Raw genomic sequence first — 20,389 nt, forward strand, 5'->3', positions numbered from 1 at the left:
GCGTCAGGCGGGCTTGGCGCTCGGCGGCGGCACGGGCTGCTTCTCGACCTGCTCCAGTGTTGCATCCAGACAGGCCCACGTCGGCGCGCTGCTGGTCCAGATGTTCATCGTCGGCTTGACGGACGAGGGATCGTCCAGCGCGCCCACGCGCACGACGGTGAATTGCGGGCGTGCGGACGAGTTGGCGAACAGCGACGAGCCGCAGGTCGGGCAGAACCGGCGCCGCATCGTGTTGCCGCTGTCGGCGGTGCTGGTGTATTCGCTGGTCGGGCCGTCAATGTCGAGTGCCGCGGTCGGCACCAGGATATTGACCGTGCCGTTTGCCGCCAGATGCTGGCAGTCGCGGCACCAGCAGATTCTGGTCGCGACCGGTTCAGCCGAGAGGCGGAAGCGGACGGAGCCGCAGAGGCATTTTCCGAGGCGAGTTGACACTAATTTTGCCTAGGCGTATTTATGTTTGGATTTGTGTCTCGGTAACTATTCCGTCACGAAAAACATTTTCATGAAATCTGCAGAAATGAATTGATAATTTAAATAGGAACATAAAAAATCCGATCTGACTGAGTGTGAAAAATTTTGTCTTCCCTGACATCCCATCTGAATTTAAAGTTACGCTGTGGAGATCGTCTAGGATGGCTATGTAGTCTTCTTCTAGTGGACCTCCTTCAGGGAGGTAAAAAATGGAGGTGACTTGTTGTTTTTTTATGGATTCAATTTTTGCTTCTATTGAATTAAATTCAGCATTATCTTTTTGAAGTTGTGCTTTGTATCTGCTTAGTTTAATTATTGGGGCAAATACATATTTTGGTGGAATCTGGCGCTTATTTTCTGTACTAATGTCGCAACTATTGCTTAATATTATACCTTTGGTGCTTTTTCTTTCAAGATTATTTGAATCACTGATGCGCAAAACATCAAGATTGCCCCAGCCATCACCTTGTAGAAAATCGTCTTTGCGCTGGTCTGTATAGTAATTAATTTTATTTGGAAAATCATCTTTTAATGCTTTTAACATTCCGTCTTTTGCGGACATTGTTAAATACAATGGAAGATGATCTTTTATGTCATTTATTATTGAACTCATGGTTAATCGTATAAATCCCAAAGATTTTTAAAAAGTATTTTTTCAAATTCCTCTCCAAGTCGCTCCTGCTTCGTTGTCAAGGATGAGTAAAATTCAGAGATTTCACTTATGAAGTGATTGGATGCATCGTGAATTGATGGATTTTGAGAGTTTTTTATTCCAGATAATGGTAGATAGTCATATCTTGCATTATTGCTTAAGCGATTTAGTGATGTGTGGTAGATTTTGGCGTCAATTTTATCTAGTGATTCAATGTCATGTGGGGAAATTGAGGCTAGTATGAGACCGGAAATTATCGCGGTCTGAATTGTTTGGGATGTTCCTTTGTACTTGATATTACTCATAAACTGGCCCTAGGTTGGATATTCCATCAACTGTCAAAGAGTTAAAGAAGGTTTCTTTGCTTACAAGGTGAATGTCGTCTAGAGATTTTTCCAGTAGTTGGCTTTCTGCACTTAATAAATCAAAGCCAATTCTAATTGTGTCGATGTCAATTATAAGTCCTGTTTTTGTTGATCCATTTGGCAGGGTTATTGTTGCGTTGGATATAATTTGCACGACATTTATGAATTCCCTTTCTAGGTATTCTGTTTTTAGATGAAATTGGCTATCAAGCATATCTTTCGGCCCCATTTTTATGATGATATTTGCCGCTTTTGACGTAGTTTCTGCATCGTTCTCTACAATATCTATATATTTCGTTGAATACCGCTCTATTTTTTGTATTAGATTTGATTTTTTTACAATAGATAAAATTTTCTTAATTGCCTCTTTGAAATTGTTCCATCCCTTGTACGGCAGGTTTGCTGCGATCGCTAAATTTCTATCTCCAATTAATATATTGTAGTCCATCCAATTTAATTTTATTATTGGTAAATATTGCAACAATGGGTCGTCTTTTCTGAGTTTTTCTGGAATTTCGGCTTGGGGGAGGCGCTCGAATCCTTTTATGTCTTTAAGTTCTGAAAAAAACAAACCTGGTAATACGCTTGCTATAGGGGTGCTGGAGTCGAATCTGATTTCGAAAATTGCATCAATGATCGGTTCTTTGGTTAGTCTTTTTGGTAACTTTGAGTTGTTCATTTGGGTAAATAGTTGAGTTGCTGTTTGGGCGCTGAAGACATCGACTAAGTGTCTGAGGTGTGCAGGAAAAGAAAATCAACCACTAGAAATTCACCCTGATATCGGCATCAATCATTGGTGGTGTAGTCGCTTGATTGTTTTGTGTGGCCTTATCGTTAAAACTGCACGACCTTACTGATTCCTATTAATAACCTAATACTTTCCATTGCTGGTGCAACTGGTTGAGCCCTTGCGCGATGATCCAGCATAGCGAAACTACCGTTTCAGGTCTACACCTGTCAGAGGTCGCTCTGGGGCACTTCTCGAAACCGGCCCTGACCTCCACCTGAGCCGAGCGCTGCGGCAAGATGCAGCCCATCTGTCAGCACGCACCCGATTTCCCCCCACCGAATACCCACATCCCACACCTACGCCACGGCCCCGACCAACCCCGCAGCGCCCCTGTCTTTTTTGCGCCCAGCCCTGACGGATCGCAACGGTCGCGCTGACATCCGCTCCTGAAATTATCATTTCCGGCGCATCAAGCGCCTGCCAAGCAGTTTCCTGTCTACCGAAGGCAGCGCCCCATGTTGAAGACTCCATTCGCGACTCCTGCCGTTCTGGCGGCAGTCGCCGCCTCGATGCTGGCCGGATGCGGCGGCGGTGACGGCAGCAGCAGCACCGTCCACCAGAGCACCGACGCCGGCACGACCGGCACACGCCGATCGCGGTGACGTTGAACAAGGGCTACAACACGGTGCGGGTGAAGACGCGGGTCGAGACCTCGGGGTTCGAGCTGACGGCGCTGGTGGTGAAGTAGGCGCGGCTGCTCAGTCCGCCGCAATGCGGATCAGGCGCTTGCCGAGGTTCTCGCCCCGGTACAGGCCCGCGATGGCGTCCGGGGCGTGCTCGATGCCGTCCAGGATGTCTTCGCGGTAATGGATCTGTCCGGCTTTCACCCAGTCGGTCAGCGCGCGCAGGCCTTCCGGGTAGCGATCGGCGAAGTCGAAAATCAGGAAGCCCTGCATCCGTGCCCGCTTCACGAGCAGGTGCCGTTCCACTCTCGGACCCAGGGGCGGCGGGTTCCATGAGGCAATGGACGCGGTCCCGCAGATGATCACGCGGGCGCCGACCGCCAGGTGCTTGAGCACGGCGTCGCTGATGGCGCCGGCGGTGTTGTCGAAGTAGACATCGATCCCGTTCGGGCAGGCCTCGGCCAACCGCTCTTCGAGCTGATCCGCCCGGTAGTCGATCGCGTGGTCATACCCGAATTCGGACAGACACAGCGCGGTCTTCTGCGCGCCACCAGCAATGCCGACCGTTCGGCAACCCTTGAGCTTCGCGATCTGGCCCACGCAGGATCCGACCGCGCCGGCCGCGGTCGACACCACCACGGTCTCGCCGGCTTTGGGTTGACCCAGGTCGAGCAGGGCGAAGTAGGCCGTGAGTCCGTTCAGTCCGAGCACGCCGAGTGCGGTCGAGATCGGGAGTTCCAGATCGGTGATCCGGCGCTGGACCATCGATCCGTCCACCACGGCATGGTCCTGCCAGCCAAACATCCCGGTCACGACGTCGCCCACCGCGCACCCAGGACTGCGCGAGGCCACCACCCGACCCACCGTGAAGGCGCGCATGACACCGCCGAGCGGGACCGGCTCGGCGTAGTTGCCGACGTTGCTGACCCAGCCGCGCATCGCGGGTTCGACGGCGAGGTACTGGTTGCGAACGACGATCTGACCCTCGTTCGGCGCCGGCACCGGGGTCTCGACGATCTCGAAGTGTTCGGCCTGCGGAATGCCCGAAGGACGCGCCTTCAGCAGTACCTGCCGATTGAGAAGTGTCTGCATGGGGTGACGCGCTTTCCAGGGGGTTCAGCGCAACGTCGGTGTCACGCCGTGGGCCAGCATATCGACAACACCCGAGCCGGTCTATGCCCGCCAGCGCTGGATGCGCCGGACCACCCCGCGCCGAAACCACCGCCCAATCCGCCAGGTCCGCGACGCCCGCACCCGCGCCAGCGCGGCCTCTTTCCACACGCTCCACCGCCCGTGCAGCCGCGCGAACCACGCCAGCTGCATCAGCGCCGGCTGCGTGAGCTGGAAGATCCGGGCCACCAGCGCGGTGCCGAGCAGCTTGGCCAGCACGATCACGGAGATGCCGACAACGACGTGACCGCGCGAGACCAGCGCCAGCGCGGCGAGCTTGACGGGCAGCAGCATCAGCCCCGGCGCGAGGAACACCACCAGCGCCAGCGCGGGCGGCAGCCGCGCGACGCGGCGCTCCAGCCAGCCGATCAGCGGCAGCTGCGCCAGTTGCGCCAGCAGGCGGGCCAGCGGCTCCCAGCCCCATTCCTCGAACAGGACGATCAGGGCGATCAGCCACTGGAACAGCCAGCGCAGCGGGCGGGTGAGCAGGTCGATCAAGGGGGGCATGGAGATCCGTTCCCGTTCGTTCACTTGGCCGACAGCGTCATCGCGGCCGAGGGCTTCCACGCCGCGGCGTCGCTTTCGCTGCGGCCCACCTTCGGCGCGCCGAGGAAGATCCGCTCGTTCGACAGCTGCCGCGCCAGCAGCGCATCGCGCACCGCTTCGCCGCGTTGCGCGGCCAGTTCGCGCCAGACGTCGGCGGACACGGGCATGGCGGCGGCCAGCGTCGCCGTTAGTTCGGCGTCGGTCGGCTCGCCGGAGGCCTTGGCAGGTGCAGCCGGCGCCGATGCCGCGGCCTTGCCCGGCGCCGGCTTCGGCATCTTGGGCAGTTGCCGGACCAGCGTCCGGAGCAGGCGCGTGCGTTCCTCGGCCGACAGCGGGGCGTCCATTGCCTCGGGCGCTTCGCCGGCCTCGGCCCGCTCGCGCTGGGCGGCGGCGAGCAGGCGCTTTTCCAGCGCGGCGGCCCGGTAGGCGTCCTGTTCGGTCGGGCCGTCGGCCAGGCCGTGCAGCGTCAGGGTCAGGGCTGGCCGGTCGGTCAGCGCCTGCGCGACCTTGTCGGCGGTGCTGCGGCCCTCGGCGGTGAGGGTGGCGGTGCCCGGCTCGAAGGTGACGGCGCTCAGGTCGTCGCTGCTGCCGCCGGAGAGGAAGGAGAAGGGCGCGGTGATCGCCTTGGTCAGCACATTGCCGATCACCTTCAGCGCCAGCCCGAAGACGCTGAACTGCGGGTCGTTGATCGAGCCGCTGATGGGGATGTTCAGGTCGATCACGCCGTTGCGGTCCTTCAGCAGCGCCACCGCCAGCAGCACCGGCAACTGCGTGGCGCTCGGGCTTTCGACCCGGTCGCCGAAGACGAGCTGGTTGATGACGATCTGGTTCTTCGCGTCGAGCGTGCCGTCGGGCGCGATGCGGTAGGACACGTCCATGCTCAGCTTGCCGCGCTCGATGCCGTAGCCGGCGTACTTGCCGGCATAGGGCGACAGCGGCGTCAGCTCCAGGTCGGTGGCACGGGCGCGCAGGTCCAGCGCCAGCGGCTGGGCGGTCGGGTTGATCTGGCCGCTGATGTCCAGGCTGCCGGTGCGCTGGACCTTGCCGCGCAGCGCGAGCGTGGCCATGTCGCGGTTGCCGGTGCGGAATTCGCCCAGCGTGCCCTGCAGCTCGCTCAGGTCGGCGCTGTAGTTGGGCTGGATGAAGCGGTCGGTGAAATCGACCGTGCCGCGGCTGATGCGCGTGGCGCTGATGGTGAGATCGACCGGCGGATCGGTGCTGGCGCTGGCGGCTGCGACGGCGGCGCTGGCCGCAGGGGCCGCACCGGAGGCCGCAGCAGCCGGCGCTGACGCTGCCGCGTCCGGGCTGGCCCCGACGTCCTGCAGGTTGAAGCGGCCGTCCTCGGTGATGACGAGCTTCGAGAAGAAGTTGTCCAGCGCGAGTTCGCGCACCAGCACCCGCGGGCGCTGCGAGGGCTTGATCGCCACGTCCAGGCCCTGCAGCGTCAGCGTCTGCCAGCGCAGCAACTCGTCGGCGTCCTCCGTGGTGCCGCCGGCCGCGTGCCGGCGGGTGTAGAGCTGCAGATCGCCGATCCGCCCGTCGCCGCGCAGCGCGACCGTCCAGCCGGCCGGCGCTTCCTGCAGCGCCAGATCGCCCTGGTAGCCGAGCAGCGCGCGGCGCAGGTCCAGCCCGAGCGCGTCGCCGAAGTAGGGCTCGACCGCGTGGACCGGGAATCCGTCGATGCGCAGCGCACCGCGCACCTGCAGCGGCTGCAGCGCGAGTTCGCCGCGGCCGTCGAGCGTGCGTGTGGCGGCGGCCACCTTGCTCGGGCGCGCCCGCGGCAGCTCGCCCGCGACGTTGCCGCTGAGCTGCCAGCGCAGCGGCGCCAGCGTGTGGTCGCCGCGGAGCTGCACGTTCTGCAGCCCGGCGGCGAGCTGGGTGATGTCGAGCTGGACTGCGCGGGTGCCGGCCTGCGCATCGGCATAGCGCAGGTGGCCGTTCTGCAGCTGCAGCTCCTTCAGGGTGATCTGCCAGGGCGGGGCGGCGGCGGGCTTCGGCGCCGCGGTGTCGGGCACGAGCCACTGCGCCACGTTCCACTGCCCCTTGGCGTCGCGGGCGACGAGGGTGTCGGGCTGGACCAGCTGCACCTTGCCCAGCACCACGGTGCGCGCGGCCACATCGACGGCGGCGTCGTCCACACGCAATTGGCCGAGGGCGGCCAGCGGCGGGGCATTTGCGGCGGCGGCGGGGTCGGTGAGTCGGAGCGTGTCGAGCTGGCCCTTCTGCAGCGCGAGCGTGAGCTGCATCGGCGTGTCGCCCGCGGCCGCTGCCCAGCGCAGCTGCCCTTGCGCGGACAGCGCGCCGCTCAGCCGCGGTTGCAGCACCGGATTCAGGTAAGGCGCCAGCGCGGACAGCGCGAGCTGGTCGAGCTGCAGATCGAGCTGCGCGGCCTTGTCGTCGGTCTGCCCCTGCACCTGCAGGCGGCCCAGCTCGGGCGCGCCGTCCGCCGTGCCGCGCAGCGTGGTGGCGGCCTTCACGGTGACGGGCTGGTCGAGCGGCCAGTGCACCGGGCCGGTGTCGAGCGACAGGCCGTCGAGCAGCAGCTGTGCCGCGGGCTGCGTGCCGGCGTCGTGCCAGCGCACGCGGGTGTTCTGCAGGGCGATGGCGTCCAGCGCGACGCGCCAGGGGGTGGCGGGCGTGCTGGCCGCGGCGTCCGGCTCGTCGCCGAGCTGCACGAGGTTGATCCGCCCGCGGGCGTCGCGCGTGACGTCGAGCGACAGGCCGTCCAGCGTCACCGCGCCGAGCGTGATCTGCCGGGCCAGCGGCTGGACGTCGTGCAGCGCCACGTCCAGCGCGCCCCAGGACAGCAGTGCGGCACCGGCGCGGTCGGTCAGGGCGAGGTCTTCGGCGTTCACGCGGCCGCTCAGGCGCAGGACGGGCGGCTGCTTCGGGGGCGCCTCGAAGTGCAGCGCCAGCTCGCTCGACACCTTGCCGCGCTGCAGCTTCACCGGCAGCGCGTCGGGCCAGTAGCCGAGCCAGGGCGCGAGATCGAAGCCGTTCAGCTTGAACTGCGCCTGGGTCGGGTGCTGGCTGGCGAAGGGCTTGGCCTTGGCGTCGGAGTCGAAGGCGGTGCCGTCGAGCTGGAAGGCCAGCCGCGACGTCACCTCGGTGTCGATCGCCGTCGGCAGGTTGGACAGGAAGGGCACGGCCAGCGTCAGGCCGGTGAGCCGGTGTTCGCGCTGCAGCGGCTGGTCGGTGAAGTGCACCGCGCCGCCCCGCAGCTGCACGTTGTGCAGCGCGAAGCGGGCCGGTTCCTCGTTCGGCTGTGCGGGGGCCGGCTGGCTGAAACGGGCGATCAGGTCGTCGATGTCGTAGTGGCCGGCGGCGGTGCGGGTCAGGCGCAGCTCGGGCTGGTCGATCTCCAGCGCGGTGAGCACGGGGGCCAGGTTCAGCACCGAGCGCAGGTCGGCATCGGCGTGGAGCCGGGCGATCTTCAGCAGCGGCTCGGCCGAGGCCGCCCCCGGCGCGGCGCCGATGGCGAACTGTTCGGCGGTCAGCTCCAGCGTCCAGGGCTTGAAGTCGATCCGGCCGACCGTCACCGGGCGGCCGAGTGCGGCGCTGGCGTGCTGCTCGATCTGCGACTTCAGCAGCGGCGGCACACCGACCCAGGCCAGCGCCAGCAGCCCCAGCACGGCCAGCACCGCCCAGCCCAATCGCTTCAGTCCTGTCAACACAGTTGCTTCTTTCTCGTGAATTAAATGGTCTGCCATGTATGGCACCGCACAGACGAGGGCCGGTGTGTCCGGGACGATTCGCGACGAATCGTCACACGCTTTGCACAGGAATCTGCATGTCCGAGACAGAAAACGGCCTCACCCTGGCTGAAGTGCAGCGCCAGGCGTCCATCCTGAAGACCGGCGCCTTGCAGGACGCGATCTTCAACAGCGCCAATTTTTCCAGCATCGCCACCGACGCCAAGGGCGTGATCCAGATTTTCAACGTCGGCGCCGAGCGCATGCTGGGCTACGCCGCCGCCGATGTGGTGAACAAGATCACGCCGGCCGACATCTCCGACCCGCTGGAGGTGATCGCCCGGGCGCGGGAGCTGAGCGCGGAGCTGTCGACGCCGATCACGCCCGGCTTCGAGGCGCTGGTGTTCAAGGCCTCGCGGGGCATCGAGGACATCTACGAGCTGAGCTACATCCGCAAGGACGGCAGCCGGTTTCCGGCCGTGGTGTCGGTCACCGCGCTGCGCGACGCCGGCAACCTCATCATCGGCTACCTGCTGATCGGCACCGACAACAGCGCCCGCAAGCAGGTCGAGGCCGAGCAGAAGAAGCTGGACCAGCGCCTGCGCGACCAGCAGTTCTACACCCGCTCGCTGATCGAGTCGAACGTGGACGCGCTGATGACGACCGACCCCTCGGGCATCATTTCCGATGTCAACAAGCAGACCGAGGCGCTCACCGGCTGCACGCGCGACGAGCTGATCGGCGCGCCGTTCAAGAACTACTTCACCGACCCGGGGCGGGCGGCGGCGGCCATCAAGCTGGTGCTCAACAAGAACAAGGTCACCAACTACGAACTCACCGCCCGCGCCCGCGACGGCAAGGAAACCGTGGTCTCGTTCAACGCCACCACCTTCTACGACCGCGACCGCACGCTGCAGGGCGTGTTCGCCGCGGCCCGCGACGTCACCGAGCGCAAGTTCCTCGACCAGGCCCTGCAGGAAACCAACCTGGAGCTGGAGAGCGCCAAGTTCGCGGCCGAGCGGGCGAACCTGGCCAAGTCCGACTTCCTGTCGAGCATGAGCCACGAGCTGCGCTCGCCGCTGAACGCGATCCTCGGCTTCGCGCAGCTCATGGAGTCCGGCGCGCCCAAGCCGACGCCGAGCCAGAAGGCCAGCATCGACCAGATCCTGCAGGCCGGCTGGTACCTGCTGGAGCTGATCAACGAGATCCTCGATCTGGCGCTGATCGAGTCCGGCAAGCTCTCGCTGTCCCAGGAGGCGATGTCGCTGAGCGAGGTGTTGGCCGACTGCGAGGCCATGATCGAGCCGCAGGCGCAGGGGGGGCACATCCACCTGCAGTTCCCGGTGTTCGATGGCCCGTTTTTTGTCAAGGCCGACCGCACGCGGGTGAAGCAGGTGTTCATCAACCTGCTGTCGAATGCCATCAAGTACAACCGTGTCGGGGGCGGGGTGGAGGTGTCCTGTCGCGAGGTGGGTGCCCGCACGCGCATCAGCTTCCGCGACACCGGTACCGGCCTGACACCGGACAAGCTCGCCCAGCTGTTCCAGCCCTTCAACCGCCTCGGGCAGGAGGGCAGCGCGACCGAGGGCACCGGCATCGGCCTGGTGGTGAGCAAGCGGTTGGTGGAGCTGATGGGCGGCGAGATCGGCGCGCAGAGCACGGTCGGCGTGGGCAGCGTGTTCTGGGTCGAGCTGAACACGACGGCGGCACCCGGGCTGGCGCCCTGCTTCCAGGCGCCTGAGCCGACCGCATCCGCGCCCGTGCCCGACGGCACGCCCATCCGCACGGTGCTGTGTGTCGAAGACAACCCGGCCAACCTGATGCTGGTCGAGCAGCTCATCGCGCGCCGGCCCGATCTCCGCCTGCTGAGCGCGCGCGACGGCCAGAGTGGCGTGGAAATCGCCCGCACGGCGCTGCCGGACGTGATCCTGATGGACATCAACCTGCCCGTCGTCAATGGCATCCAGGCGCTGAAGGTCCTGGCACGCGAGCCTGCCACGGCCGGCATTCCGGTGATCGCGCTCAGCGCCAATGCCATGCCGCGGGACATCGAGAAGGGGCTGGAGGTGGGCTTCTTCGGCTACCTCACCAAGCCGATCAAGGTCGATGTGTTCATGGCGGCGGTGGACGCGGCCCTGCAGGTGCGCGCCACCCCCCACGTTCTCACACCAGAAAGCACCTGATGGTCACCGAGCATGAAATCCGTGCAGCCAGCATCCTCATCGTCGATGACCAGGAGGCCAATGTGCTGCTGCTGCAGCGCCTGCTGGCCGACAGCGGCTACACCTGCGTCAGCGCGACCCAGCAACCGGCCGAGGTCGGTGCGCTGCACCGGCACCATTGCTTCGACCTGATCCTGCTCGACCTGCAGATGCCGGAGATGGACGGCTTCCAGGTGATGGAGGACCTGAAGATCGGCCTGCACGAGGACTACCTGCCGGTGATCGTGCTGACCGCGCAGCCGGGGCACAAGCTGCGCGCGCTGCAGGCGGGGGCCCGGGATTTCATCAGCAAGCCCTTCGACCTGCTCGAAGTCCGCACGCGCATCCGCAACATGCTCGAAGTGCGGCTGCTCTACCGCCACCTGGCCCACGCCAACGAGGTGCTGGAGGCCACCGTCGCGGAGCGTACCGCCGAACTGCGCGAGAGCGAGGCCCGCTTCCGCAGCCTGGCCGAGCTGGCCTCGGACTGGTACTGGGAGCAGGACGAACATGGCCACTTCACGCGGGTGTCCGGTCCGGTGCTGGAGATGCTCGGGATCTCCGTCGATCCGCTGGCGGGGGAGGCCGATCCGGCCCGGGGCGATGGCTGGAACGCGCTGGAGCGCCAGACGCTGCGGGACACCATCGCCGCGCGCCAGCCCTTTCTGGATTTCACCTTCAGCCGGGTCCATCCCGATGGCGTGGTCCAGCGCTACCGGGTCAGCGGCGAGCCGATGTTCGGCGAGGCCTGCCGCTTCGTGGGCTACCGCGGCATCGGCGTGGAGATCACCGCTTGAGCGGCTCCACCATGCCCGACCCGCTCCACCACACCGCACAGAACCACCTGCTCGCCGCGCTGCCTGCCGCGGTGCTCGCGCCGCTGGTGCCGCATCTGGAGCTGGTGGCGATGCCGCTCGGCCAGCTGGTCCACGGACCGGGGCGACCCCTGCAACACGCCTATTTCCCCACGACGGCCATCGTGTCGCTGCACTACGTGACGCAGTCCGGTGCCTCGTCCGAGACCGCGGGCGTGGGCAACGAGGGCGTGGTCGGCATGGCGCTCTTCATGGGCGGTGACACGACCCCCAGCTCGGCCGTGGTGCAGACCGCCGGCCATGCCTACCGGCTGGAGTGCAGCGTGCTGAAAGCGGTGTTCGAGCAGGAGCCGCAGGTGCGCGAGCCGCTGCTGCGCTACACCCAGGCGCTGATGACGCAGGTCTGCCAGACGGCGGTGTGCAACCGCCACCACTCGATCGACCAGCAGCTCAGCCGCTGGCTGCTGCTGAGCGCCGACCGGGTGCCGGAGCGCGAGCTGGTCGTGACCCAGGAGCTGATCGCCGGCCTGCTGGGCGTGCGCCGCGAAAGCATCACCGAAGCGGCCGGCAAGCTGCAACTCGCCGGCTGCATCCGCTACCGCCGCGGGCACATCGCGGTGCTGGACCGGGCGGGGCTGGAGTCCCGCGCCTGCGAGTGTTACGGCGTCGTCCGCAGGGAGTGGTCGCGGCTGCTGGACAGGGCCAGCAGGTAGCGCCCGCCGACCGGGTCCGCGGCGGCCGAGGCGTCGACGTGGCGGCGGCGGCCGTCGCGGGTGATCAGCTCCAGCGTGCAGGTGGCAGGGTCGTCGCCGTGGTGACCGTCACCGAGGCTGACATCGACCTGCCCCAGCAATGCCTGCAGCGCGTCGGCGCTGGGCGGGGTCAGAAAGGCGTTCAGCGTGCGCCCCGTCAGCGCTTCGCGCTCGACGCCGAGCAGGCGTGCGCCGGTCAGATTGACCTCGCACAGCACCGTGCCGCGGTCGATGGTGAAGCAGCCGACCGGCGCGTGGTCATGGCACTGGGTCAGGCGCAGCAGATCGGCTTCCAGCTCGGCGCGGCTGCGGTGCAACTCCTCGTCCTGCAGGTCCACCTCCATCTGGTGGACCTGCAGCTCGTGCAGCAGGGCCAGCGCGTCCGCGGCGGTCGAGGGCGACGACGCGAGCTGGTGCAGCACGCCGAGCGCCACCGAAGCGTTGGACCGCGTACCCGTCGAGGCGCTGTTCCCGGTCAGGCGGGACAGGGCCTGTGTGCGCAGGGCGTGTTGCCGGTCAAGTTCAATGGTGTGTTGGGGCATGGCGACCACTCTACGCCGCACGCAGCCGCGATTCGAGTTCTTTCGCGTCCGTGATGTCGACGAAGGTGATCACCACGCCCTGGATCACGTTGGCCACGGTCCGGTACGGCATGATCCGCACGTTGAACCAGCGCCCGTCCAACGTGGTGATCTGCTTTTCGGAGATGGCCAGCGTGCGCAGCGTTTCCCGGGCATCGGCGTGCAGTTCCGGGTAGAGCAGGGTGCTGGCGAGGTCGCTGAGCGGGCGGCCGATGTCGCCTTCGCGCAGGTGGATGATGCGCATCACCCGCTCGGTGTAGCGGCGCACGTTCAGCGCGCTGTCGAGGAACAGCGTGGCGATGTCGGTGCTGTTGAGCAGGTTCTGCATGTCGCTCTGCGCCAGCGCGAGGTCGTCGAGCTTGGAGTTCAGCTCGTTGTTGATGGTCTGCAGCTCCTCGTTCATCGACTGCGCCTCTTCCTTCGAGGTGGTCAGTTCTTCGTTGGCCGACTGCAGTTCCTCGTTGGTGGACTGCAGCTCTTCGTTGGCGGCCTGCAACTCTTCCTCCGACGAGCGCATCTCCTGGCGCAGCACGCGGAGTTCTTCCTGCAGGAGCACGAGTCCGTCGTTGAAGGACAGATCGCCCGCCCGTGCCGTGCGCCGCCGCCGTACCCCACTGGCCGGAGGAGGATCGGCCGCCTCGCGGAACACGATCATCACCATGCCGGCGAGCGGCTTCGGCTCCTCGACACGCTGCACCGTCACGTCCACCGTGCGGTGTGCGTCGTGTTCCAGCTTCAGCCCTTGCAGCGTGACGGGCCGCTTGTCCTGCAGCGTCTGGTGCAGCGCGGTGGCGATCTGCGTGCGCAGGCCGGGGCGCGCCATGACGTGGATGTTCCAGTTCGCCTTGCCCGCCGCGGGTTCGAGGTACTGGCCGGTGCGCCCGCTGATGTAGACGATGTCACCGCTGTTGGTGACCAGCACCGCTGGGGGCGAGAACTGCTGCAGCAGCACCTGTTCGGCGAGCGCCTGCAGGTTGGCGAGGTGGGGCGGAGAGGGGGACGGGGAGGAAGGGGACACGTTCGGTTCCTGCGCAAGGTTGCGCGACGGGAAATGGCGATGCACCGGGAAATCCAGCGTGCTGATGCGCAGGGCCTGGTCGTTGCGCTGGTAGAGCCGCGTGCCGGGGTCGAGCGGGGCGAACAGCGCCAGCGAGCGGCCGACGGTCTCCGAACCTCCCAGCAGCAGCACCCCTTGCGGGCGCAGGCTGTAGTGGAACAGCGGCACCAGCCGCCGCTGCAGCGTCGCGCTGAAGTAGATCAGCACGTTGCGGCAGGACAGCAGGTCGAGCCGCGTGAAGGGCGGGTCGAGGATCACGTCGTGCTGCGCGAACAGCACGCACGTGCGCAGCGACTTGTCCACGCTGTAGCCGGCCCCCTCGGCGTTGAAGAAGCGAGCCAGGCGCTCGGGGGCCATGTGGTCGGCGATCTTCTTGGGGTAGTGCCCCTTGCGGGCCAGCGCAACGGCGTCCGCGCTGAGGTCGGTGGCGAAGATCTGCAGCGTGAACGCCTTGGGATCGGGCTGGGCGTCCATCGCTTCCCGGAAGACGATGGCCAGCGAATACGCCTCTTCCCCGGTCGAGCAGCCGACCACCCAGGCGCGCAGCCGTGTGCCCGGCGCGGTGCGGGCCAGCAATGCGGGCAGCACGGTGTCTTTCAATGCTTGCCACACGGGCGGATCGCGGAAGAAGCTGGTGACGCCGATCAGCATCTCCTTGAACAGCAGGTCCAGCTCCTGCGGATTGCGGTGCAGGAACGCCTCGTAGTCCGCCACCGACGCCAGCCCATGCACGGCCACGCGCCGCTCGATGCGGCGCGTCAGCGTGCTGGGTTTGTAGAGCGAGAGGTCATGTTTGCTGCGTTCGCGCAGCAGGGCGAGGATGGTGGTCAGCGGGTGGGGGGCAGGGCTGTCGTCCGCTGGGAGGATGGCGGGGTGCGGCGGTGCCGGCGGTTGACTGGCGGTGATGCGCAGGATGTGCTCGGGCATCTCGGCCGGCAGCGCCACGATATCGACCACGCCGGCGGCGATGGCGCTGTGGGGCATGGAGTTGAAGGACGCCGACTCAGGCGACTGCGCCAGGGTCAGTCCGCCGCGGGCGCGGATCGCCTGCAGGCCGAGCGTGCCGTCCGAGCCCATGCCGGACAGCACCACGCCGACCGCCCGCTCGCCCTGGTCGCGGGCCAGCGAGCCGAACAGCACGTCGATCGGCAGCCGCAGGCCGCGCGGCTGGGCGGGATGGGCGAGGTGCAGCAGGTCGCCGGCCACGGTGAGTTCGGTGTTCGGCGGAATCACGTAGACCACATCGGGCTCGACCCGCATCGCCTCGGTGGCCTCGTGCACCGGCATGGCGCAGCCGCGCTGCAGCAGCTCGGCGAGCATGGCCTTGTGCGTCGGATCGAGGTGCTGCACGACGACATACGCCAGCCCGCTGGCCGCCGGGACGTGGGCCAGGAACTGCGTCAGCACCTCCAGCCCGCCTGCGGATGCCCCCAGCCCGACGATGCGTGTGTGGCCTGGTTCGTCGGAACGGGGCGTTCTGGGAAGCGGCTGGGACATGGCGGAGGTCTGGGTCGGTGCGGCGGCACGGAGTGGGGCGCGGCCCATTACAACCCAGTCCGCTGCAGCGTGGTTGCCTGGACGCTGCGGATGGTCGGCAGCGCACGCAACGACGGCACCGGTCCGGGCAAGGTGTCCAAGACCTGGCGCCGACCTGCTGGTACCAGTCGCCGAGTCCGCTGAAGCTGATCAGCCATGACGCACTCGACAAGGACAAGCAGGTCCAGTCACCCCGCACGAAGTGAGCCGGTCCCTCCGCGGTTCAGAGCCAGTAGTCCCACAACCGCCCGAACCATTCCTGCAGGTGCAACGCCGGGCTGCGGTGCTCCCATGCGGCGAGTTCGATGGCCGTCCACCAGCGCCGTCTTCGAATGCAGCACGACGCCGCGGCGATGGCGCCCAGCATGGCACGGCTCTGTGCGGCCGACAGCGGGCCGTGCACCCCCTCCAGCGGCACTGGCCGCGCCGATCGGTGCGCCAGATCGGGCACGAAGGTGGGCAGGCTGCTGCAACTCAGGCACAGCGGCGGGTGTCAGCACGGTCACGCCCCATCCGAAGTCAGCCTTGGCGTGTCACCGTGCTCAGCCGGGGGTTGGCCATGTCGGTCCTTGGGAGGTGCACTCAGTGCACGAACAGCGCGATCAAGATGATGATCGGAATGGGAATGCCGAGAAACAGCAGCAGAAGTGAACGCATGGCAGCCTCGATGAGCGTGGATGGGATTGGATGGGATTGGATGGGCGTGAGGTTCAGGCGTCGCGGCGTCGGCCTCCGAAGGTGGCGGCCAGACTGGCGACGAACGCACCGATGAGCAGCGACACGAACAGCCACAGCGCGCTGTAGGCCGAGGCCTTGCGCGCCTTGTCGGCGGCGTCACGCGCAGCCGCTTCCGCGTCGCGCACCTTGGCCTGCGCCTTGGCATGGACATCAGCGACCCGCTTCTCCGCATCCTGCTGCGACAGGCCCGTGCGTTGGGCCACCCGCTGGCCGACGTATCGGAGGTCTTCGGGCGGCAGTGGCTCCGAACGACCGGCGTTCATGAAGATGCGGCTGACCTCGGCCGCGTCGTTGCCCGATGCCCGTTCGTTGGCGGCCATGCCGGATGCCGCAGCGACTGCATCGCGCCTGAACAGCGAATCGACGAAGTAACCCATCGGCCCGGCGTCGTCGCCCGTCGCCATGCGCACCGTGGCCGCGGCACCACCGACCACCGAGGCTCCAGCCTGCACGCCGCCGCTGAGGATCGATCCGATGACGGAGGTCAGCAGTGCCGCAGTCGCCAGGGCCGACACCGCCCATGCCAGAAAACCATGGGCGGTGTCGCGGAAGTACACCTCGTCGGTGTGCACTTCGGGCCACTTGGTGCGCAAGCGGCCGGCAAGGTAGCCGCCCATGGCCGAGGCCAGCAATTGGGTGAGCGTCAGCCACAGGATCGTCGAGACCCCGAAGGTCGTGGCGCTGACACCCTCGCGGGCCCACGGCGAAACAGAAGACAGCCCGAGTCCGACACCCAGGATCAGCAGGATCAAGGACAGCGATGCGGCCGCAGCCGCGCCTGCGGCAATGGCAGCCCAAGAGACGGCGCTGTTGAGCGACCTCGCGTTGTCGGCGAAGCCGCGGGGGCGGTCTTCAGCGGTGGATGTGGTGGAAGCGGCCATCGAAACTCCTGCACTCAGGGTGAGTTGGAGAACCGAGATTGGGGCAATCGCGTTGCGCGGTCTGTGCGTTAGCGAACCTCTCTGCGCCTCCCAGGTCGGCGCATTCCGTTCCTGTAAGCGGACGAGGTGCCCCGCCTGATGGGGCACAATGCACCCCACGCTCCGGGGTGCCCCGGGCCGGCAGTTCTTCACTGGCTGCGGTCCGATGTGCTGAGATGGTCGAACGACCGAACCCGCTGTACTTGACCCGGTTAGTACCGGCGTAAGAAGAGCCCGCACCTCGACCACCAAGGCATCCGTTCCCCGGACCGCCGGCCCAGGGCACCCTTCGGAGCGTAGCCATTCCGTCCGCCGAAGGAGATCCGCCCGATGAACGCCCCCGACAAGCTCCAAGAACTGCTCTCGCTCACCCGCGAGCCCTTTCCCGCGTCCACCAAGGTCTATGTCGACGGCACGATGCCCGGCGTCAAGGTGCCGATGCGCGAGATCGCGCTGACCAACGGCGAGCGCGTCACCGTCTATGACACCTCCGGTCCCTACACCGACCCGACTGCGGCGATCGACGTGCGCAAGGGCCTGGACTCGGTGCGTGCCGGCTGGATCGAGGCCCGTGGCGACACGGAGACCTACACCGGCCGCACCCGCATCGTGCTCGACGACGGCGGCAAGAACGAAGAGCGCGACAGCGGCCGCATCGAGGCCCTGCGTGCCGAAGCGGTCGCGCTGCAGCGCACCCCCCGCCGCGCCAAGGCCGGCCAGAACGTCACGCAGATGCACTACGCCCGCCAGGGCATCGTCACGCCGGAGATGGAGTACATCGCCATCCGCGAAAACGGCAAGCGCGAGTGGATGCGCGAATACCTGGGCGACGCCGAGCGCGAGGCCCGCCTGAAGGGCAATGCGATGGGTGCGCGCATCCCCGAGATCATCACGCCGGAGTTCGTGCGCGACGAAGTCGCCCGTGGCCGCGCCGTGATCCCCGCCAACATCAACCACCCCGAAGTCGAGCCGATGATCATCGGCCGCAATTTCCTGGTGAAGATCAACGCCAACATCGGCAACTCGGCCGTGACCTCGTCGATCGAGGAAGAGGTCGAGAAGCTGGTCTGGTCGATGCGCTGGGGCGGCGACACCGTGATGGACCTGTCCACCGGCCGCAACATCCACACCACGCGCGACTGGATCGTGCGCAACTCGCCGGTGCCGATCGGGACCGTGCCGATCTACCAGGCGCTGGAGAAGGTCGGCGGCGTCGCTGAAGACCTCAACTGGGGCATCTTCCGCGACACGCTGATCGAGCAGGCCGAGCAGGGGGTGGACTATTTCACCATCCACGCCGGCGTGCGCCTGCCGTTCATCCACCTGACGACCAAGCGCCGCACCGGCATCGTCTCGCGCGGCGGCTCGATCCTGGCCAAGTGGATGATCACGCACCACAAGGAAAACTTCCTGTACACGCACTTCGACGAGATCTGCGAAATCATGAAGGCCTACGACGTGACCTTCTCGCTGGGCGATGGCCTGCGTCCGGGTTCGTCGGCGGACGCCAACGACGAGGCGCAGTTCGCCGAGCTGAAGACGCTGGGCGAGCTGACCAAGGTGGCGTGGAAGCACGATGTGCAGACCATGATCGAAGGCCCGGGCCACGTGCCGATGCACCTGATCCAGGCCAACATGGACGAGCAGATCAAGCACTGCGACGAGGCGCCGTTCTACACCCTCGGCCCGCTGACCATCGACATCGCCCCCGGCTACGACCACATCGCCTCGGCGATCGGCGCGGCCATGATCGGCTGGATGGGCACCGCGATGCTGTGCTACGTGACGCCCAAGGAGCACCTGGGCCTGCCGGACCGCGACGACGTGAAGCAGGGGATCATCGCCTACAAGATCGCCGCCCACGCTGCCAACAACGCCAAGGGCCACCCCGGCTCGCGTGCCCGCGACGACGCGATGAGCAAGGCGCGCTTCGAGTTCCGCTGGCGCGACCAGTTCGCCCTCGGCCTCGACCCGGAAACCGCTGAGTCCTACCACGACGAGACGCTGCCGAAGGACTCGTCGAAGGAGGCGCATTTCTGCTCGATGTGCGGCCCGAAGTTCTGCTCGATGAAGATCACGCAGGACGTGCGCGACTACGCCGAGAAGCTCGGCGTGGACGAGCAGGCGGCGCTGGCGCAGGGCATGGCGGAGAAGTCGGCCGAGTTCAAGGCGGTGGGCGGCGAGCTGTACATCCCGATCCATCCGGCATGAACACCGCCCGCATCGGCATCGCCGGCGCGGGCGTGCTCGGGCGGCTGCTCGCGTGGCAGCTCTCGCACGCCGGGCATCGGGTCGAGGTCTTCGATCCGGCGCTGGGACCGGAGCCGCGCAGCGACGGGCTCGGTCCCGCCGGCTTCACCGCGGCCGGGATGCTCAGCCCGCTGGCGGAACTCGATGCGGCGGGGCCGGAGGTGGCGACGCTCGGCCTGCGCTCGGTCACGCTGTGGGCCGAGGTGGCGCAGCGGCTGGCGGCGCTGGACGGGCAGGGCGATGCGGCGCGCTATTTTCGCCAGCACGGCAGCCTGCTGCTCGCGCACGGGCCGGACCTGGGCGCGGCGCAGCGGGTGCTGTCGCGGCTGACGACGGCGCCAGCCGGCATGGTGGCGCCCAAGCGCCTGACGCGGCCGGGGCTGGCCGAGCTGGAGCCGGCGCTGCTGCCGGGCCTGCACGCATGGTTCCTCGATGGCGAAGCGCAGGTGATGCCGCAGGCGGTGCTGCCGGCGCTGTGCGCGCTGGCGCCGCAGGTGCAGTGGCACTGGGGCCGCACGGTGACGCAGACGGCACCGGGGCAGATCACGCTTGATGACGGCAGTTCGGCCACGTTCGACCTCGTGTTCGACGTGCGCGGCCTGGGTGGGCGCTCTGCGGAGCAACCGCTGCGGGGTGTGCGCGGCGAGGTGATCTGGCTGCACGCGCCCGGCGTGCCGCTGACGCGTCCGCTGCGCCTGCTGCACGCCCGCCACCGCGTCTACATCGTCCCGCGCCCCGACGACCGCATCGTCATCGGCGCCAGCGAGATCGAGAGCGAGGACCGCTCGCCGGTCAGCCTGCGCTCGGCGGTCGAGCTGATGGCGGCGGCGCACAGCGTGCTGCCCGCGCTGGCCGAGGCGCGCATCCATCACATGGAAACCAATCTGCGCCCCGCGCTGCCGGACAACGCGCCGAAGCTGGCCGTTGAGCCGGGTCTGGTGTCGATCAACGGCCTGTTCCGCCACGGCTGGCTGCTGGCCCCGGCGCTGATCGAGCAGGCGATGAACCAGGTATCGACATGACCCTCCACGTGCTCCTCAATGGCGAGATGACCGAACTGCCCACGGGCACGACGCTGGCCGCCCTCATCGCGCAGCGTGGCCTAGCGCCCGAAGCGGTCGGCTCCGCCATCAACGGCCGCCACGTGCCGCGCGCCGCCCGCGCCGAGCGTGTGCTGCTCGACGGCGACACCGTCACGCTGTTCCAACCCATCGTCGGAGGCTGAACGCC

17 protein-coding genes and 1 riboswitch are annotated in these 20,389 nt (G+C 66.1%); of the genes, 7 read left to right on the forward strand and 10 right to left on the reverse strand.

Features of this window, described 5'->3' with window-relative positions; genetic code table 11:
• Positions 1-3: 3 nt before the first annotated feature.
• The 3 genes from AABN02_RS05700 to AABN02_RS05710 form a co-directional block, all read right to left on the reverse strand.
• A complete protein-coding gene (locus AABN02_RS05700; protein ID WP_338413950.1) occupies positions 4-432 on the reverse strand; it encodes a GFA family protein in 429 nt (142 codons plus the stop codon).
• A 19-nt stretch (positions 433-451) separates the two neighbouring features.
• Complete coding sequence (locus AABN02_RS05705; protein ID WP_338413951.1) at positions 452-1,084, reverse strand: hypothetical protein; 633 nt, start codon at positions 1,082-1,084, stop codon at positions 452-454.
• Between the two features lie 336 nt (positions 1,085-1,420).
• Positions 1,421-2,167 carry a TIGR04255 family protein gene (locus AABN02_RS05710; RefSeq protein WP_338413952.1) on the reverse strand — a complete coding sequence of 249 codons (747 nt, stop codon included), beginning with the start codon at positions 2,165-2,167 and terminating at the stop codon, positions 1,421-1,423.
• Positions 2,168-2,733: 566 nt separating this feature from the next.
• On the opposite strand from AABN02_RS05710, the gene AABN02_RS05715 reads away from it, so the two are divergent.
• On the forward strand, positions 2,734-2,880 hold the full coding sequence (locus AABN02_RS05715) for a hypothetical protein (RefSeq protein ID WP_338413953.1): 147 nt from the start codon (positions 2,734-2,736) through the stop codon (positions 2,878-2,880).
• A 96-nt stretch (positions 2,881-2,976) separates the two neighbouring features.
• On the opposite strand, the gene AABN02_RS05720 is transcribed toward AABN02_RS05715, so the two are convergent.
• The 3 genes from AABN02_RS05720 to AABN02_RS05730 form a co-directional block, all read right to left on the reverse strand.
• Positions 2,977-3,993, reverse strand: a complete 1,017-nt coding sequence (locus AABN02_RS05720) for an NADP-dependent oxidoreductase (RefSeq protein WP_338413954.1) — start codon at positions 3,991-3,993, stop codon at positions 2,977-2,979.
• 81 nt (positions 3,994-4,074) lie between these two features.
• Positions 4,075-4,578, reverse strand: coding sequence for a hypothetical protein (locus AABN02_RS05725; RefSeq protein ID WP_338413955.1), 504 nt, complete (start codon positions 4,576-4,578; stop codon positions 4,075-4,077).
• A 20-nt stretch (positions 4,579-4,598) separates the two neighbouring features.
• Positions 4,599-8,288: a DUF748 domain-containing protein gene (locus AABN02_RS05730; RefSeq protein WP_338413956.1), complete on the reverse strand. Its 3,690-nt coding sequence runs from the start codon at positions 8,286-8,288 to the stop codon at positions 4,599-4,601.
• Between the two features lie 119 nt (positions 8,289-8,407).
• On the opposite strand from AABN02_RS05730, the gene AABN02_RS05735 reads away from it, so the two are divergent.
• The 3 genes from AABN02_RS05735 to AABN02_RS05745 are packed head-to-tail and all read left to right on the forward strand — an operon-like array spanning position 8,408 to position 12,038.
• Positions 8,408-10,492: a PAS domain S-box protein gene (locus tag AABN02_RS05735; RefSeq protein ID WP_338413957.1), complete on the forward strand. Its 2,085-nt coding sequence runs from the start codon at positions 8,408-8,410 to the stop codon at positions 10,490-10,492.
• Positions 10,492-11,307, forward strand: coding sequence for a response regulator (locus AABN02_RS05740; RefSeq protein WP_338413958.1), 816 nt, complete (start codon positions 10,492-10,494; stop codon positions 11,305-11,307). The genes AABN02_RS05735 and AABN02_RS05740 overlap by 1 nt, the downstream gene beginning before the upstream one ends.
• An 11-nt stretch (positions 11,308-11,318) precedes the next feature.
• Positions 11,319-12,038, forward strand: coding sequence for a Crp/Fnr family transcriptional regulator (locus AABN02_RS05745; protein WP_338413959.1), 720 nt, complete (start codon positions 11,319-11,321; stop codon positions 12,036-12,038).
• On the opposite strand, the gene AABN02_RS05750 is transcribed toward AABN02_RS05745, so the two are convergent.
• From AABN02_RS05750 to AABN02_RS05765, 4 genes are all read right to left on the reverse strand, one after another.
• Positions 11,984-12,619 (reverse strand): PAS domain-containing protein, encoded by a 636-nt coding sequence (locus AABN02_RS05750; protein WP_338413960.1) that lies wholly within the window; start codon positions 12,617-12,619, stop codon positions 11,984-11,986. The genes AABN02_RS05745 and AABN02_RS05750 overlap by 55 nt on opposite strands.
• 10 nt (positions 12,620-12,629) lie before the next feature.
• Complete coding sequence (locus AABN02_RS05755) at positions 12,630-15,212, reverse strand: chemotaxis protein CheB (protein ID WP_338413961.1); 2,583 nt, start codon at positions 15,210-15,212, stop codon at positions 12,630-12,632.
• Between the two features lie 262 nt (positions 15,213-15,474).
• Positions 15,475-15,702: a hypothetical protein gene (locus tag AABN02_RS05760; RefSeq protein WP_338413962.1), complete on the reverse strand. Its 228-nt coding sequence runs from the start codon at positions 15,700-15,702 to the stop codon at positions 15,475-15,477.
• 259 nt (positions 15,703-15,961) lie between these two features.
• Positions 15,962-16,870, reverse strand: a complete 909-nt coding sequence (locus AABN02_RS05765) for a hypothetical protein (protein WP_338413963.1) — start codon at positions 16,868-16,870, stop codon at positions 15,962-15,964.
• 153 nt (positions 16,871-17,023) lie between these two features.
• Positions 17,024-17,156, forward strand: a riboswitch (TPP riboswitch).
• Between the two features lie 83 nt (positions 17,157-17,239).
• Between AABN02_RS05765 and thiC the strand changes: the two genes are divergently transcribed.
• The 3 genes from thiC to thiS are packed head-to-tail and all read left to right on the forward strand — an operon-like array spanning position 17,240 to position 20,384.
• The gene (thiC, locus tag AABN02_RS05770) at positions 17,240-19,120 is read left to right on the forward strand and encodes a phosphomethylpyrimidine synthase ThiC (protein WP_338413964.1); all 1,881 of its coding nucleotides are present in this window, start codon (positions 17,240-17,242) and stop codon (positions 19,118-19,120) included.
• Complete coding sequence (locus AABN02_RS05775) at positions 19,117-20,181, forward strand: FAD-dependent oxidoreductase (protein ID WP_338413965.1); 1,065 nt, start codon at positions 19,117-19,119, stop codon at positions 20,179-20,181. Before thiC ends, AABN02_RS05775 begins: the two co-directional genes overlap by 4 nt.
• Complete coding sequence (gene thiS / locus AABN02_RS05780) at positions 20,178-20,384, forward strand: sulfur carrier protein ThiS (protein ID WP_338413966.1); 207 nt, start codon at positions 20,178-20,180, stop codon at positions 20,382-20,384. Before AABN02_RS05775 ends, thiS begins: the two co-directional genes overlap by 4 nt.
• Positions 20,385-20,389 lie beyond the last annotated feature (5 nt).

Source organism: uncultured Sphaerotilus sp., from assembly GCF_963924895.1.
Lineage (GTDB): Bacteria > Pseudomonadota > Gammaproteobacteria > Burkholderiales > Burkholderiaceae_C > Sphaerotilus.

Excerpts from the sequence above, each read along its gene's own strand:
- AABN02_RS05705 (WP_338413951.1), bottom strand. The coding sequence starts at position 1,084 with ATGAGTTCAATAATAAATGACATAAAAGATCATCTTCCATTGTATTTA.
- AABN02_RS05710 (WP_338413952.1), bottom strand. The coding sequence starts at position 2,167 with ATGAACAACTCAAAGTTACCAAAAAGACTAACCAAAGAACCGATCATT.
- AABN02_RS05715 (WP_338413953.1), top strand. The coding sequence starts at position 2,734 with ATGTTGAAGACTCCATTCGCGACTCCTGCCGTTCTGGCGGCAGTCGCC.
- AABN02_RS05720 (WP_338413954.1), bottom strand. The coding sequence starts at position 3,993 with ATGCAGACACTTCTCAATCGGCAGGTACTGCTGAAGGCGCGTCCTTCG.
- AABN02_RS05725 (WP_338413955.1), bottom strand. The coding sequence starts at position 4,578 with ATGCCCCCCTTGATCGACCTGCTCACCCGCCCGCTGCGCTGGCTGTTC.
- AABN02_RS05735 (WP_338413957.1), top strand. The coding sequence starts at position 8,408 with ATGTCCGAGACAGAAAACGGCCTCACCCTGGCTGAAGTGCAGCGCCAG.
- AABN02_RS05740 (WP_338413958.1), top strand. The coding sequence starts at position 10,492 with ATGGTCACCGAGCATGAAATCCGTGCAGCCAGCATCCTCATCGTCGAT.
- AABN02_RS05745 (WP_338413959.1), top strand. The coding sequence starts at position 11,319 with ATGCCCGACCCGCTCCACCACACCGCACAGAACCACCTGCTCGCCGCG.
- AABN02_RS05750 (WP_338413960.1), bottom strand. The coding sequence starts at position 12,619 with ATGCCCCAACACACCATTGAACTTGACCGGCAACACGCCCTGCGCACA.
- AABN02_RS05755 (WP_338413961.1), bottom strand. The coding sequence starts at position 15,212 with ATGTCCCAGCCGCTTCCCAGAACGCCCCGTTCCGACGAACCAGGCCAC.
- AABN02_RS05765 (WP_338413963.1), bottom strand. The coding sequence starts at position 16,870 with ATGGCCGCTTCCACCACATCCACCGCTGAAGACCGCCCCCGCGGCTTC.
- thiC (WP_338413964.1), top strand. The coding sequence starts at position 17,240 with ATGAACGCCCCCGACAAGCTCCAAGAACTGCTCTCGCTCACCCGCGAG.
- AABN02_RS05775 (WP_338413965.1), top strand. The coding sequence starts at position 19,117 with ATGAACACCGCCCGCATCGGCATCGCCGGCGCGGGCGTGCTCGGGCGG.
- thiS (WP_338413966.1), top strand. The coding sequence starts at position 20,178 with ATGACCCTCCACGTGCTCCTCAATGGCGAGATGACCGAACTGCCCACG.